This is a genomic window from Streptomyces sp. NPDC000983, assembly GCF_040299205.1.
Classification (GTDB): Bacteria; Actinomycetota; Actinomycetes; order Streptomycetales; family Streptomycetaceae; genus Streptomyces.
This window is the reverse complement of record NZ_JBEPBM010000038.1, coordinates 22,371-36,693: the sequence shown is the minus strand read 5'-3', so window position 1 is coordinate 36,693 and position 14,323 is coordinate 22,371. Positions and strand designations below refer to the sequence as shown.

At 71.4% G+C, this 14,323-nt stretch carries 12 protein-coding genes; 6 read left to right on the top strand and 6 right to left on the bottom strand.

The window, feature by feature from the left end; all coding sequences use genetic code 11:
• Positions 1 to 65 precede the first annotated feature (65 nt).
• Positions 66 to 578 (top strand): hypothetical protein, encoded by a 513-nt coding sequence (locus ABT296_RS31420; RefSeq protein WP_351932247.1) that lies wholly within the window; start codon positions 66 to 68, stop codon positions 576 to 578.
• A gap of 104 nt (positions 579 to 682) precedes the next feature.
• Here the strand turns inward: ABT296_RS31420 and ABT296_RS31415 are convergent, their stop codons facing one another.
• A complete protein-coding gene (locus ABT296_RS31415) occupies positions 683 to 1,588 on the bottom strand; it encodes an arginase family protein (protein WP_351932245.1) in 906 nt (301 codons plus the stop codon).
• A gap of 226 nt (positions 1,589 to 1,814) precedes the next feature.
• On the opposite strand from ABT296_RS31415, the gene ABT296_RS31410 reads away from it, so the two are divergent.
• Both ABT296_RS31410 and ABT296_RS31405 read left to right on the top strand, forming a co-directional pair.
• A complete protein-coding gene (locus ABT296_RS31410) occupies positions 1,815 to 2,126 on the top strand; it encodes a trypco2 family protein (protein WP_351932243.1) in 312 nt (103 codons plus the stop codon).
• A gap of 8 nt (positions 2,127 to 2,134) precedes the next feature.
• On the top strand, positions 2,135 to 6,157 hold the full coding sequence (locus ABT296_RS31405) for a trypsin-like peptidase domain-containing protein (RefSeq protein WP_351932241.1): 4,023 nt from the start codon (positions 2,135 to 2,137) through the stop codon (positions 6,155 to 6,157).
• Positions 6,158 to 6,427: 270 nt separating this feature from the next.
• Here the strand turns inward: ABT296_RS31405 and ABT296_RS31400 are convergent, their stop codons facing one another.
• Both ABT296_RS31400 and ABT296_RS31395 read right to left on the bottom strand, forming a co-directional pair.
• Positions 6,428 to 7,654, bottom strand: coding sequence for an outer membrane protein assembly factor BamB family protein (locus ABT296_RS31400; RefSeq protein ID WP_351932239.1), 1,227 nt, complete (start codon positions 7,652 to 7,654; stop codon positions 6,428 to 6,430).
• Positions 7,655 to 7,811: 157 nt separating this feature from the next.
• Positions 7,812 to 8,138, bottom strand: a complete 327-nt coding sequence (locus tag ABT296_RS31395; RefSeq protein WP_351932237.1) for a GYD domain-containing protein — start codon at positions 8,136 to 8,138, stop codon at positions 7,812 to 7,814.
• A 326-nt stretch (positions 8,139 to 8,464) separates the two neighbouring features.
• Between ABT296_RS31395 and ABT296_RS31390 the strand changes: the two genes are divergently transcribed.
• Positions 8,465 to 9,079 carry a DUF1963 domain-containing protein gene (locus ABT296_RS31390; RefSeq protein ID WP_351932235.1) on the top strand — a complete coding sequence of 205 codons (615 nt, stop codon included), beginning with the start codon at positions 8,465 to 8,467 and terminating at the stop codon, positions 9,077 to 9,079.
• A 147-nt stretch (positions 9,080 to 9,226) separates the two neighbouring features.
• On the opposite strand, the gene ABT296_RS31385 is transcribed toward ABT296_RS31390, so the two are convergent.
• Both ABT296_RS31385 and ABT296_RS31380 read right to left on the bottom strand, forming a co-directional pair.
• Positions 9,227 to 10,606: an outer membrane protein assembly factor BamB family protein gene (locus tag ABT296_RS31385; protein ID WP_351932233.1), complete on the bottom strand. Its 1,380-nt coding sequence runs from the start codon at positions 10,604 to 10,606 to the stop codon at positions 9,227 to 9,229.
• Between the two features lie 288 nt (positions 10,607 to 10,894).
• A complete protein-coding gene (locus ABT296_RS31380; RefSeq protein ID WP_351932231.1) occupies positions 10,895 to 12,094 on the bottom strand; it encodes an RNA-guided endonuclease InsQ/TnpB family protein in 1,200 nt (399 codons plus the stop codon).
• Between the two features lie 185 nt (positions 12,095 to 12,279).
• On the opposite strand from ABT296_RS31380, the gene ABT296_RS31375 reads away from it, so the two are divergent.
• Entirely contained in the window at positions 12,280 to 13,104 is an 825-nt protein-coding gene (locus tag ABT296_RS31375; RefSeq protein ID WP_351932229.1) for a hypothetical protein, read from the top strand.
• 75 nt (positions 13,105 to 13,179) lie between these two features.
• Here ABT296_RS31375 and ABT296_RS31370 read toward each other — a convergent pair whose 3' ends face one another.
• Positions 13,180 to 13,566 (bottom strand): nuclear transport factor 2 family protein, encoded by a 387-nt coding sequence (locus ABT296_RS31370; protein ID WP_351932227.1) that lies wholly within the window; start codon positions 13,564 to 13,566, stop codon positions 13,180 to 13,182.
• Between the two features lie 154 nt (positions 13,567 to 13,720).
• Between ABT296_RS31370 and ABT296_RS31365 the strand changes: the two genes are divergently transcribed.
• Positions 13,721 to 14,317 carry a hypothetical protein gene (locus tag ABT296_RS31365; protein ID WP_351932225.1) on the top strand — a complete coding sequence of 199 codons (597 nt, stop codon included), beginning with the start codon at positions 13,721 to 13,723 and terminating at the stop codon, positions 14,315 to 14,317.
• The last annotated feature ends 6 nt before the right edge of the window (positions 14,318 to 14,323 follow it).

The window sequence follows — 14,323 nt, the reverse complement described above, 5'->3', positions numbered from 1 at the left end:
GACGCAGGCAGGCATCGCCCGGGGACGCGGACGGGCGCCCGCGGCGTGCGGGTAGCCTGCTGGGCATGCTGTCCGGCCTGCCTGTTCGTGTCCATGTGGTCTCCGCGCTCATCGTCGCGGTCTGGGTGGCGGGCGGCGGCTGCATCGGTCTGCTCTGGGGCGGCCTCGGATGGGCCCTCGCCACGGCGGTCGCGTCAGGCCTGGCCGCGTGCGCCGGGATGACCCTCTTCATTCGCCGCACTGCGACATCCGTACGCGCCGAACAGGAGCGGCATCGCCGGGAGGCGGACGACCAGGGAACAGCGGAGGGACACGCCGACGCCGTGCTGGTCGCCCTCACCCTCTACAGCGCCTCGGTCTTCCCGATCGTCCCCCGGTCGGTCAGCGCGGAGGAGCAGCAGGCGCGCCGCACGATCGCCTACCGGATGTCCGCGTACGACGGTCTGCCCCGCGAGGTGCGGCTGTCGGCGGCCGAGATGCTGGAGACGGTGGACGACGGCAGCGACGCCGAGGCGGCACGGGCGGCGCTGCGGGCGCTGTCGGTGATGGTGTACCACCACCGCCTCAGCTCACGCTGACCCGGACTTCCTCGACGGTGCCGCTCAGACCGGGGACCCGACGACGCGCTGAGCCGCTCGGACCGGGGTCCCGCCGGCAGGGGGACGACGACGGCCTGAGCCGCTCAGTCGTCGGCGAAGGCGGCCACGACCAAGTCGGTCAGCACGGCCCCGGCGGTGCCCTCGGGGTCCAGGTCGGGATCGTAGATCGTGACGTTGAGCCCGACGCAGCGCGGCGACCGGACCAACGGGTGCAACAGTGCCGTGAGTTCCTCGGGCAGCAGGCCGTCGGGGTCCGGACTGTCGACCGCCGGCATGATCGAGGGATCGAGGACATCGGCGTCCAGGTGGACCCAGTATCCGTCGAGCCCGGTGTGGTCCAGGCTGACGGCTGTCGCGGCGCCGAGGTCAAAAGGGCCCCAGCGGCGCAGGTCGGAGACGGTCACGACGGGAACCTTCAGGTGGCGCAGTTCGGCGACGTCCTCGTCGTCCACGAACGCGTCACGGGTGCCGAAGACGCGTACGTCCTCGTCCCGCAGGTAGGGCCGCAGGCCCTCGAGGTCGGTCAGGTCGTCCTGCCCGCGTCCGGTCGCGAGGGCGAGTTCCTCGCCGGCGGCCGCGCCGATGCGGTCGGAGTTGCCCGGGTGGCGGAAGTCGGGGGAGGCGTCGACCGACACCAGTCCGTAGCGGCCCAGACGGCGCAGGGCGAGCGCGGCACCGAGCTGGATGGAGCAGTCACCGCCGAGGACGAGCACGAAGTCCCGGGCGCTTACGTGCCGTTGGATCCGGTCGGCGAGCCGGCCCGTGTAGGAGGCGATCGCCGGCGCGTTGAACACGCCGTCCCCCTCCTGCCACTCGCCCCGGTCGTAGCGGGGAGGCACGACCACACCGCCGTCGAAGGCGCCGAGTCTGCGCGCGATCCCGTGGTCCCGCAAAGCCCCGGCGAGTTTGTAGCAGCCGGGGACGGCGCCGGGCTTCGGCGGGCGCAACCCGAGGTTGGAGGGAGCGTCGATCACCACGATGTTTCGCATGCGGGCCATCCTCCTCCCCGGTGTCCCGCTCTTCACGGGGTTTCGCCGGGCAGCGGTGTCCGGCGCGCCGACCGAGGACTTCGCGGAGCGGCCTGAGCGGCAGGGTCCGTATCGAGACGGGATCAGGTGCGCGAGCGCGTCAGGGTCACACGAAGCCGGTTCGCGTGCAGACGGGTTGGCCGCCTGTCAGACTCGTGGATACCGACGTACGTGGAGGAAGTATCTGATGAGCGACCCCGAGGGCGTGCCGCTGGCCGACTACATCCGCGTACTCCGCGACCAGTTGGAGACGGCACAGCGGGAAGGCGCGGACCACGGGGTCAAGTTCGGTGTCGGGGCTGTGGAGTTGGAGTTCGAGGTCACGATGACCCGCGAAGCGGGCGGGCGCGGCGGGCTGAAGCTGTGGGTGGTCGAGGCCGGCGCCGACGGCAAGCACAGTGGCGGCCGGACACAGCGGGTGCGGATGACCCTCACGCCCACCGACGACACCGGCCGGCCGCTGACGGTCACCGATCGGCTGCCCCGGCCCCCGCGCTGAGGCCCGCGGTGGTGGACTCGGTCACCGGACGGTGCGCGGAGATCCTGGTCGAACGGGAAGGCGCCACCGGGTACGGCTCGGGGCTGCGGCTGGCGACGTCCCTGGTGGTGACGGCCGGGCATGTGGTCGACGGCGGCGGGCCGGTCACGGTACGGCTGTCCGGCGGCGCCGTCGTCACCGGCCGCGCGGTGTGGCGAGGCGCCCGGTTGGACATCGCGTTCGTCGAACTCGCACCGGATGCCGACCTCCATGAGGTCGCTCCGCTGGCCATCGGCGTCGTACCGGACGAGGCTCACGGACGGCTCGCGTTCACCGCGATCGGCTTTCCGCGCCATCAGAGCTGGACGGACCCGGACACGGCGACCTGGCGGGACAGCGACCAGATCGACGGGATGATCCCGCTCGGGTCGAGTGTGAAGCGGGGCCGCCTCCTGCTGCACCGGGCGGACGGCCGCCGCCTCGAAGCACGCGACTGGAGCGGCTTCTCGGGCGCGGGCGTCATCTGTGAGGGGTCGCCCGTCGGCGTCGTCGTCGAGGCGGCCCACTCGGGCGGACTGGAGGCCGTTCGGCTGGCCGCCGCGATCGGCGCGTACGAGGCGCGCGCGGAAGGCGAGCGCGAGCCCGAGCCGAGCGCCGCCGCCGCACGCGCGCTGCTGGCCTCGCACGGCATCGTGCCGGAACCCCTGCGCGGGCAGGAGCGGCGACGCCCGGCCTACGAGGCGATGCTGCGCCAGTACGCGGCCCGGTGCGCCGAACTCACCGGCCGCGAAAGGGAACTCACCGACCTCCTCGCCTTCGCGACCGGCCCGGACCCCTACATGATGCTCGTCGCCGGTCCCTGGGCCGGAAAGACCTCGCTGGTGACCCGCTTCGCCACAGAGCCCCACCCCGGGCTGGACGTGGTGTCGTTCGTCATCTCCCGGCGCGACGGGCAGATGCGGGTCCAGCAGTTCCACCGCGCCATGTGCGACCAACTCGCTTTCCTTCTGGGCGAGTTCTCGCCCGCCGAACCGGACGCCGCCGCCTTCCTCGTCCTGTGGGAACGCGCGATGCGCATCCCCGGGCGTTCCCTGCTGCTGCTCGTCGACGGCCTGGACGAGAACGACCACCGCGAACTGGCCGAGCCCAGCATCGCCGCGCAGTTGCCGACCGATCTCGCTCCGGCGGCCCACGTCCTGGTCACGAGCCGCCATCCCGACGTGCCGCTCGACGTGGACGCGGGCCACCCGCTGCGCACCTGCCACCGCCGGACGCTGACACCGTTCCCCGCGGCCGACAGCCTGCTCCTGCGCGCCCGCCAAGAACTTGACCAGGTACTCGCCGAACCCGTACCGCGCTCCGTCCTGACCACGATGACCGTCGCCGGCGGCGCGCTCAGCAGCAGAGACATCGCCTCCATCGTCGACGGCTCCGCGCTGACCATCCGCCGGACCCTGGAACGCGGCCTCTCCCGGGTCGTGGAGCCGCGTCCCGGCACGCCCACCCGGTACACCCTCGCCCACGACACACTGGCCGCAGCCGTCCAGGAGGACCTGGAGCCCGAGGAGTTCACCCGGACCCGCACCGGCATCGACGGCTGGGCCCTCGGCTTCGCCACGGCCGGCTGGCCCGACGACACACCGGACTACCTGACCGAGGGATACCCGACCCTCCTGATCACCGAAGGCGCGGGCCGGACCCTCGCAGCCATCTCCTCTCCCGCGCGCCGCGCACTCCTGCGCCGCCGCACCGACGGCGACCTGGCCGCCCTGTCCGAACTGACCCACGCGGCAAGGCTTCTTGAGGCGGCCCCCCACTGCGACCTCACCCTCCTCACCCGAGTGTCGCTGCTCCGCCGGCGCATCGAGGACGACAACCTCTCCGCGCCCGCCACGTATCCGCTGCTGCTGGTCCGCCTCGGCCGGGCCGAGGAGGGCGTCCAACTCGCCCGCGCCCTGCAGAACGTCTACGTGAGGGCCGACGCGCTCCTCGCCGTCGGCGAGCACCTGCCGGCCGACCGGCGGACCGAGGCACGGAACCTCATCCACGAAGCCATGGCCGTTCCGGACAGATTGCCCCTGGAGCAGGCGGCACATACGGTGCGCGCGGCCCTCGCGCTCGCACGGCACGGCGAACCAGGCGCGGCAGACATGGCGCGCCGCGCCATCTCCGAGAGCGGCGACGAGCGAGGCTGGTTCCTCTGCGACGTCGCCGAGGCACTGGCCGAGCTCGATCCCGCGCTGACACGGACCCTCGTCGAGGAGGCCGTCGAAGGCGCCGACACGGATGACCGCCCAGCCTTCTGCGGCCTCCTCGCACCCGCGTTCACGGTTCTCGGCAACCTCGACCGCCTCTTCCACCACCTCGCCGACCTGGACCCGGACAGCAGGAGACGAGCCCTCCTCACCGCCTGCGCAAAGCACGCCGGGGGAGGCCGCCGAAACGTACCCGAGCCACTCCTCACAGCCCTCAACGATGAGTTTCCCGCCTCCGCGCTCGTGGAGTCGGCCGTCTACCAGGACGAGGACCGGGCCCGCCGCTTGCTCGCCCTGCCCGCTTCCGACTCTCCCGAGGTCGACCTCGGGGAGCTCACCTACACCACCCTCGCCGCCCACGGCCTCGATCCCCGACAGCCCTTTGCCACGGACGAACTGCTCGCCGACGCAACGACGTCCGCCCGTGTCAACGACCACCTCGCACTGGCACTCTCCCTGGCCCGGGACATCGCCGACCCCGGCATCCGTGCGGGCCACCTCACGGAGATCGCCCTCGCGCTGCTCGACTCCGGCACCCCCGGTGACGCGGCTCCCGCCGCGCGCGAGGCGAAGACGGCCCTCGACGAGACCAGGAACACGCCGCCTCCCACCGTCCTCGCGGCCCTCGCCCGGGCCGCCGACGCCGCCGGACGTACGGACCTGACCACACCGGCCCTGACCCTGGCCCTCCATACGCTGCTCCAGCCGGGCGACGACTCCCGTGCCACCTGGGACGCGCGGGCCGTGGCCGGCGCAGCCGCCTGGCTCGGCCAACTCGACCACGCGGTGCGGATCGCGGACAGGTTCGAGGCAGACCAGGTGGACCGCACAGACATCCTCCTGGACGCCGCGAGAGCCGTCGAAGCCGGCGGCGATCACCGCTCAGCCGATCTCGACCTTCTCCTCGCCAAGGTGGCGGAAGGCATCGACAAGTCGACGGACCCGAGCGTCGCCGGCTGGCGTACCCGCGCCACTTGGGACCTCGTCGCCCTCCACCTCCGCGCCGGGCACGCCGACGCCGCCCTCGAACTGGCCCGCCGACTCGGCAGGACCGAGCCCAGGGGCCGCGCACTCGAGTTCCGCGCGCACCTGCTGTCGGACGACCTCCCCTCGGCGATCTCCCTGATCGGTGAAACAGCGCTGGCCCCGCCGACGAGTTCCCCGCAGGACACCGCCCGCAGGCAGGAACAGGCAGCAGCGCTGATCGTCGAGATGTGCGACGCGGGTCACGGGCCGCTGTGCCGTGACCTCACGGCTCAACTCGCCCGAACCGCAGACCTGTCCACAACGCCGGACAACGGCGTGTGGGCGCGACCCTGGCTCACCGCTGCCTGCCGGGCCACCGGCCTCACCGAGGACTCCACCCGCCTCCTGGACACGCTGCGGCACACCGTCCTGGTCACCGGCGCCCACTATTCGACGACCACCGTGCCGGTGGAAGCAGTCGTCCGCCTGCGCCTCTGGGACCGGTACCACGTCGAAGCCCGTCGGCTGCCCGGGGTGCTCACCGAGACCGTCCTCAACAGCCTGGTCCGAGCCATGCTCGACGCAGGCCTCCCCACCGAGGCCCTCCCCCTCATCGACGACCTCCAGGACAACCACTCCAGCTGCCTCGCCCTCGCAGCCGCCGCCACCTCCCCGCCTGCCGCCGACCTGGTCAAACGCTCCCTGGCCCACGGCTTCGACGAGGACGTCATCGCCCCACTGACAGCCCTGGAACCGGCGTGCCTACAAGAGATCGCCACCCAACTGGGGCTGACCCAACCACCCGCCGAGCGGGGGAGCCGCAGCAGCTGACACCGGCCCGAGGGGCAAGGGACGGCCCGACTCGTAGGCCAGGCGGTGGCGTTCACGCTCGGGAGAGCCGAGCCGATCGAGGTGGAATCGCCGTGTGCAGAGCGTGCCGCCGGCCCGGGGCTCACCTGCCGCCCACTCGGTCAGCGGGGCGTGGTAGGCCAGCTCCGTCCACGTATCCCGATCGTGCCGCGCCCGCCGGCGAGCCCTTCCGGGGTCCGGCTTACGCGATCCACGCCCGACACCCCTGACACCGAGCCCCAGCCCCTGCGCTCAGCGCCAGTCGAACGCCTTCACCGGCGGCGTGCCGGGACCGCTCTCCTTGTTCACCCACAGCAGCCGGTCGCCGTGCACATGCAGCGCGTAGGGCTCGTCCCGCGTCACCCGCAGGCGGCGGTGCGCCACCTCACGGCCGTAGGTGACGTCGAGCACGCGTGCCAGGCATCGCCAGGCGAGATGCTCACCCTGGTACACCTCCTCGAAGTGACGCAGGGCGACCACGTGCCCGCGCCGGCAGGCCAGCGCGTCGATGCCGCCACCGTCGTCGCCCCAGGTCCACCGGTGCTGTCCCGTCGACAGCGAGAAGCCCGCGAGACGGGTCAAGGGGGCCAGCCCCGGCGGCACGACGAACGCCAGCAGCGTGTCCCCGGCGAGCGCGATCCAGCGCCGCCCGTCGGCACGGCCGTACGGCTCGGTCGTGATCGTGCCGTGGCCACCGGCCAACGGCATCTCCATGGCGACGTCCCCCTGCGCATCCAGCCGGAGAAGACAGTCCGGGCTGCGCCGGCCTTCTCCCTCGACGACGATCAGGGTCGGGTCCACGGCAAGGATCGCCACCCGATCCACGGGACTGTCCGGGGGCAGCCGCCTGTCCCACTGCACGGTGCCGTCGGCCACGTCGACCGACCTGACGCGCGCCTGGCCCGCCTTCCGCGTGACCAGAACCAGCCGACCCCCTCCGGCCGCGATCCGGGCCTCGCCGTCCAGGGCGTACGACACCTGCCAGACGCGTCGGCCCGTCCGGGCGTCCAGGGCGACGACGCCCTTGCCCGTGGCGATCATCGCCCGCTCTCCGGACAGGCCCAGGATGCCGGGCTGGAGGCCGGAGCCACCGATCCAGAGTGCGTCGAGGTTGTGCCGGGCCGACCAGAGTTCGCCACCCGAGGCCATGTCGAGGGCGGTGACGGTGGCCTCCTCGCGCCCGCCCGAGGTGTCGGGCCAGTGGGCGAGGAGTCCGACACCGCCCACCACCTCGGGGCACACGGCCGACAGCACATCGCGGCCCGGTACCTCCCAGGCCCAGCGCTCCTCGCCGGTCGCGATGTCGAAGGCGCGCAGCCGGTCGTAGGCGGCCCTGACGACCAGTCCGCCGTGGAGCCAGGTGCCCAGCGCGTCGGCTTCGGCGGGACCGTCGTGGCGGGCCTCCCACACCGGTCTCAGCGCCCGCCGCAACCGCCGCCTGGGAAGCCACACCGAATCCGGCGCACTGTCCTCGTGCATACGTCCCCCACCCCAGAAGCACCGATGCCGTGGGAAGCGTAGAGGCCGCGCCCGTCCACGGGCACCCCGCCGGACGGCGACTGCCGGGCATCACCGATGGGGCTGGGCGCTCGCGGCAGCTCGCGTACGGGCTCGTCGCCGCCGACCACCTGAACCGCTACGCGCCGGGCGGCCGGTACCGCACGTCCCCGGCCTTGCGCAGGGCGTCCATGGTCTCGTCGACGGACAGGAGCACCGTCGTCTCGAACGAGCTGAGTGCGCCGCCCCCGCTGATCGCCAGGGCGACCGCGGCCATGGAGACGTTGTCGGGCGCCTCCCACAGGTTGTAGCCGTCGCGCGTGCCGAACGCGTACCAGAAGCCGTGGAGCTTCCCGCCGACGGACTCGATGTACGACTGAGCGGCCTTGGCCCGGTCCTCGGGGTGGCCGATGAGCCTCGCCCAGGTCTCCGGCGTGTAGCTGAACCTCGACAGATAGAGCGGCATGAGGTCTCCCTTTCGTCCCAGCAAGGGATGCCCCGCAGGGCGGGAGACGCCGCCGAAGGCACGCACGTCTCCCTCGAACGGCCGGTGGACGCCGGCCGCGGCTCTCGTAGCCTGTCGACGTGACCCGCCGTACCCCGCCCCGACCGGTCGACGTCGAGCTGTTGTTTCCCGAGGTGGTGCCCCTTCGGAAGGAGACTGTGCGGCTGCACCCCTGCGTGGGTGAGCCGACGCCCCGGGACAGCTCGGTCGGAGGCCCGCTGCTGTGGCCGACCGAGGAGGCCTGGCCCGTGTGCTCCGAGCACGAGGGGTCGCCTATGGTGCCTGTCGTGCAGATCTACCGCGCCGACGTGCCGCACATCGTCCCGTTTCCCGAGGACTGCGATCTGCTCCAGGTGCTCTGGTGCCCGCGCAAGCACAGCGGCCACCGCTGGATCGTTCCGCACATCCAATGGCGGCGGGCAGGTTCGGTCGGCGAGGCGCTGGAGACCCCTCCCACCCCGGCTGAGCCGTGGGCGGACTACGTCCCCCACCCTTGTGCCGTACATCCGGAGCTGGTGACGGAGTACCCCTACTGGGACCTTCATGACGACATGTGGGACGAGCTGGAGTTCCGCTTCCTGGACCTGGACCAGGAGACGGGCTGGGACTACCAGAGCCACCTCTCCACCGCGCCCGGGACGAAACTGGTTGGATACCCCGGCTGGTGCCAGGAGCCGCAGTGGCCGGTATGCACCGGGTGCGGGAACCGCATGGAACACCTGCTGACCGTGGAGAGCACGGAAGCCGACGCCGTGTCCCGGCAGGCCTGGACCCCGGTCGAAGAGCGGCACACCCCCACCTCGGGTCCTGGCCTCGTGCTGGGCGACCTGGGTGGGGTGTACCTCTTCGAGTGCCATGTGTGCCCGGGGCGCCCCTTCACACACCGCTACGACTGCCCGTAGCGCGCCCGGCTCGGACTTGGCCGGAGCCGCGCCGATCCTGCTGACCCGGGACGCGCTGCGCAGCGCCCGCGCCGCGGCGCCCGCGCCGCAGCGCCCTGCGGGAGGGTCACGGCCGACGGGACTGTCCACACCTCTACGCGATGGCGGTCACCACCGTTCCCATGCGGTGAACGGTGTGCCGCCGCCCAGCCCTGCGGTGAGGAGCAGGCCGTCGGCGTCGTACATGGCGGTGACCGGGCTCGGTACCGGGTCGCGGAAGTGGCGCTCGTCCGTCTCGTCGCCGTTGTCGGCGTCGAGTTCGATGAGGGTGGTGATCGCCTCGGACTGGGTGGACCACTCGCACAGGACGGTGATCTTGTCGCCGCTCGCCGTCATCGCCGCCGCGGGATCGTCCATCTCCTCGGACCAGACTTCCTCGCCGGTGGCCAGGTCGAAGGCGAAGACCGTGTGGTGGTTGCCCTTTTCCCAGTAGCCGGCCATCGCGTACAGGCGGTCTCCGGCGGTCGCCGTCTGCATCGGGCTGCTCGCGTTGATCACGCCGTCGTCGCCCCGGTCGAAGTCGATGGCGGGGCGTGGCCGCCCGTTGTCGTCGAACGAGACGAACAGGCCCGTCGACCCCGGGTCATCACCGGACACCCCGACCGTGAGCACCAGCGGGTCGGCCGACTCGACGGAGACGCTCGTCGCCGGGTCGAGGGGGCGCCGCGCGTCGATGGGAACGTTCCATTCAAGGGCGCCGGTGGCGCGGTCGAAGGCGGCCACCGTCAGCTCGGAGAACTCGCGCTTGTCGCGTCCGCCCGCGTCGCAGGACAGGACCGCGACGATGCGCTTCTCGCCGGCCAGGACCTCGTTCGTTCCGCACCGGTCGGGCAGTTCGGTCGTCCAGCGGGTCTTGCCGGTGCGCAGGTCGAGGCCGCGCAGGACGGCCTCGCCGGGCCTGGGGGCCTTCTTCACCGGAAGGCCTTCCGCGTCATACACCGTCTTGCGCAGATCCTGGGCCATCACGGCCAGGTCACCGCGCGCGTCCATCGGCGCGGCGCCCATGGCGACCACCTCGCCGAACTGGTCCTTCCCGGGCTTCTGTTCCTCCTTCCACAGCTCCCGGCCGTTCTCCGCGTCGAGGGCGAGGACCGTGGTGCAGGCCGCCGCGGACAGCCCGTCCGCGTTGCTGCCGCTCGCACCCTGGACGACGAGCACGGCCCCCGTGCCCGCGTGTTCGGCGGTAGCGCAGATCTCGCTCCGGCCCGGTGGCACGTACTCCCAGAGCTTTTCGCCCTCGCGCCCCTCGGCGAGTCCGAATCCGGTCACCGCGTCGTAGCGGCTGCGGATGGCCACGTCACCGACGACCCAGCTTTCGTCGCCCGGCCCGACCTCCGCCCTGCGGTCGTCCGGGGCCTCCCAGGAGCGCACCATGGCGTCCCCCGGCAGATAGCCCTCGGTCGACAGGAACCAGGCCACGACAGACCCGATCCCGCCCAGCACGACGGCCAGGGCCACCAGCGGCCCCACAATTCTTCTTCCCGACATCGCACGCCCCCCAAGAGCTGCATCAGTCCTGAACCCCCCTGCGGCAGCGCTCCATGGCGCCCGCAGACGTCCGCACGGCCCCCCGGCCGCGCGAGCGAAGATCATCGTAAGTGGGCGGGCCGGCGCACGCGGCGTCAGGGGCCTGACGTCGGACGGTCCGGGCACCGGTGCCGTGGTCGGCTGGTGGGAGGTGCCGTCTCGGAGCATGGCGGAGGGATGCCTGGCTCATCGAAGAACGTGTTTAACGTATCCGTTTGACTTCCTCTCCCTCCTGATGGAGGGGGGTTCCTACGGCTCGCGCTGTAGGGGTTTCTGCTTCGTCGCCGACTGCCCGCCCGGAGTACTCCGTTGAGGTCTTACACCGGCTCCACAGACAGACGCCGTCAGCCCGACGGCCAGGATGTTCTTCGCCGCGTTCACGTCCCGGTCGTGGGTCGTCCCGCAGCTGTCGCACGTCCATGTGCGGATGTTCAGCGGCATCCTGCCCCGCAGGGCGCCGCATGCGGAGCACAGCCTGGAGGAGGGGAACCAGCGGTCGACCGCGATCACGTCGCGACCGTACCAGCGGGCCTTGTACTCCAGCAGGCTCCGGAAATCCGACCAGGCCGCATCGCTGATGGCGCGGGCCAGTCTTTTGTTCTTCAGCATGTTCCGGACGGTGAGGTCCTCGATCACGATCGTTTGGTTCTCACGAACGAGCCGAGTGGTGAGCTTGTGCAGGTGGTCACGCCTGCGGTCGGCAATGCGGGCGTAGATCCTGGCAACCTTCCGGCGTGCCTTGACCCGGTTCGCTCCCTCCCCCTTCGCCTTGCGGGCCAGCTGCCGCTGGGCCCTGGCCAGGCGGGTGCGGTCACGCCGCTCGTGGCGGGGGTTGGCGACCTTCTCCCCGGTCGAGAGGGTCAGCAGGTGCTCCAGCCCGACGTCGATGCCGACGGCCGCATCCGTGGCGGGGAGTGGCTGGACGGAGGGGTCCTCGCACAGCAGGGACACGAACCAGCGTCCGGCCGCGTCCTGCGACACCGTCACCGTGGACGGGGACGCACCCTCCGGGAGGGGACGGGACCAGACGATGTCGAGCGGCTCCGCCATCTTCGCCAGGGTCAGCGTGCCGTCCCGGAACCGGAACGCGCTGGTGGTGTACTCCGCCGACCTCCGCGACTTCTTCCTCGACTTGAAACGCGGGTACTTCGCCCGCTTGCCGAAAAAGTTCGCGAACGCCGCCTGCAGGTGCCGCAACGCCTGCTGGAGCGGGACGGACGAGACCTCGTTGAGGTAGGCGAGCTCTTCGGTCTTCTTCCAGGCCGTCAGCATCGCCGACGTCCGGTTGTAGTTCACCCGCTCCTGCCGCGCCCACGCCTCCGTGCGCGCCGCGAGGGCGAGGTTGTAGACCTTCCGCACACAACCGAACGTGCGCGACAGCTCAGCCGCCTGCGCATCGGTCGGACAGAAGCGGTACTTGAACGCCCGCTTCACAGGGGTGGCCTTCACAGTTCACACGCTAACCCAACCCTTTGTGACAGCGTAGGCAGTTGGGGTGAGCGCCGGTCCGCCCTGGCGGCGAACCGGCTTTACCTGCCCTGCTCCGCAGGAGCTTCGTTTCTCCCCCGCAAGCGGGAGGTACCCCCACCCCCGGCTGAAGCCGGGGGCATCCACGAAGGAAAAACCCGATAACGGTGAAGGCGGGTGAGCCGCGCAGGCTCGGGGCAGCAGGCACTGAGGCGAGACTCCGATTCGAGACGGAGCCCCAGGATTCGGGAGCCGGCCCGCGACGCAGGCTGCTCGCGCTCGACGGAAGGCCGGCCTTCGAGCTCTCCTTCTACTGTGGAACATGTCAGTTCCTGTTCCGTCGCCTCGAGGGCGCCAACCAGACGCTGTCGATCGAGAGCATGGGTGAACGTCTGGCGGGGAAGCCGGTCGATCTGGACGGCGACATCCTCCGTACGTTCGGCTCCTTGCTGCCGCGAGGCGACTACCTACCGCTGCTGCTCACCGTCGAGCCGCGCCTGGTCGTCCCGGGGCAGGAGGGTGACTACTTCAGTGGGGAACAGGTGGCGACCTGGGGAATCGACCAGTTCTGGGGACTCCCGGAGCATCCGAGGGTTCCGTACTACCGGACGTTCGAGACCGCGGTCGACGAGGAGGCGCACCTCTACGAGTTCGTCGTGCCGATGGTGCCGCCGTCCTGGAACGGGCGTGAGCGCGTGGCCGAGTACGCGGAGCGGCTGCGTTCGGGCGCGATGCCGACAGCGGTGGCCGTTTCCACGCTGGACCTGTGCCGGCCCGCGATGGCTCTCACCGCTACGGACGAGTACCGACACTGGGGGCTCACACACTTCCTGCTCGACGGCCACCACAAGCTTGAGGCGGCGGCATCGGTGGGGCGCCCGGTCCAGCTCCTTTCCCTGCTGGCGCTGGAAGAGGGTCTGGCGGGGACCGATGACTGCCACAGGCTCGTCGAGCTACGCGCCCGGCCCCGCCAAGCCCGTGCCGCACGGTAGTTCCGGACCGACCGGAATCGCCGATGGCCCCCGGCCGGGTCGTCCTCGGGCAACCACGGCTGTTCGGACGGCGTTTCAGTCCGCCCCGGGTGGCACCCGCGTGGCCTGGTGGTAGTACATCCGCCAGTCCGCGGACCGGTCACTCCTGCGCCAGATCGAACTGTGCCTGGTCCTGCGTTCGCCGAGCACGGTCTCGAAGGTCAGATGCACCAGGCCCGGCGCGAGCAGCACTCCCGACATCTTCGAGGGCTCATAGTGGGGGCCGGCCGCCGAGCTGCCCGGATGGTCGGCAAGTTCGGCGAGCATGGACTCGTACGTCCATCGCCGCCCCGACCCGCCGACCTCCACGAACTCCGGGTCGAGAAGCCGCGCGGCGCGTTCCCGCGAGGCGCGGACACGCGGATCCATGAGCTGCAGCTCGCCCGCGATCGCCTGGTTCACGTCGTCTGTCGCACCGTTCATGAACGTATCCTCACCGGACTCACGCGTCCCGCCGCAACCGATTTCACCTGCGTGCGGTTGTCCGAGACGGTCCTCCACCCCGGCCCGCTCAGCGCATGCGCGGCCTCGCAGGTCAGGCCGTACCGATGTCGGATGGCCCGGTTACGGTGGTCGGATGGACGGACCACATACCGCGGCGGACGTGCCTGGCTACCCCGACGCGTTGCTGCCTCTCCTGGCCACCGATGAGCAAGTCGTCGGTTTCTTCGCCGGGGTCGCGGACCTCGACGCGGCCAACCCGGCTGATCACCTGCTGGAGGACGGGATCCGGCTCGCTTCCGGGGCTCGGCTGGAGCAGTTCGCACGGGCGGCCTCAGGGGACGCGTACTGCTTTGTTGGGGAGGGCGGTGAGGAGCGCCCCGCGGTGTACGTCAGCCTTGACGGTGAGGCCGGACCGGTTGCCGTCGGACTGCCTGAGTTGGTGCGGCTGTGCCTGGTGGCACCGTGGTGGCGGGATGCTCCCGGACGAACAGCCGCAGAACTCCGGGCGGTTGCCGCCGAGTACCGACAGGACATGCCCGACCTCGACCGGCGACGCGACCTTGCGGCCCGGGCACTCGGGATCGATCCGGCGGGACTGCCGTCCGAGGCGGCGGCCCTGGCCCGGCTCGTAGAGCTTTCCCGCGGGCCGATCGCCACTGCCTGCCTCGTGGTCGGGTACGAGGGCGAGCCGCTCGACCCCCTGTTCGACGCTGGCCCCGGCCAACCGTGACCGGCA

Bases quoted from the DNA above. Each gene is read 5' to 3' on its own strand.
- ABT296_RS31420 (WP_351932247.1), top strand. From the start codon at position 66: ATGCTGTCCGGCCTGCCTGTTCGTGTCCATGTGGTCTCCGCGCTCATC.
- ABT296_RS31415 (WP_351932245.1), bottom strand. From the start codon at position 1,588: ATGCGAAACATCGTGGTGATCGACGCTCCCTCCAACCTCGGGTTGCGC.
- ABT296_RS31410 (WP_351932243.1), top strand. From the start codon at position 1,815: ATGAGCGACCCCGAGGGCGTGCCGCTGGCCGACTACATCCGCGTACTC.
- ABT296_RS31400 (WP_351932239.1), bottom strand. From the start codon at position 7,654: ATGCACGAGGACAGTGCGCCGGATTCGGTGTGGCTTCCCAGGCGGCGG.
- ABT296_RS31395 (WP_351932237.1), bottom strand. From the start codon at position 8,138: ATGCCGCTCTATCTGTCGAGGTTCAGCTACACGCCGGAGACCTGGGCG.
- ABT296_RS31385 (WP_351932233.1), bottom strand. From the start codon at position 10,606: ATGTCGGGAAGAAGAATTGTGGGGCCGCTGGTGGCCCTGGCCGTCGTG.
- ABT296_RS31370 (WP_351932227.1), bottom strand. From the start codon at position 13,566: ATGAACGGTGCGACAGACGACGTGAACCAGGCGATCGCGGGCGAGCTG.
- ABT296_RS31365 (WP_351932225.1), top strand. From the start codon at position 13,721: ATGGACGGACCACATACCGCGGCGGACGTGCCTGGCTACCCCGACGCG.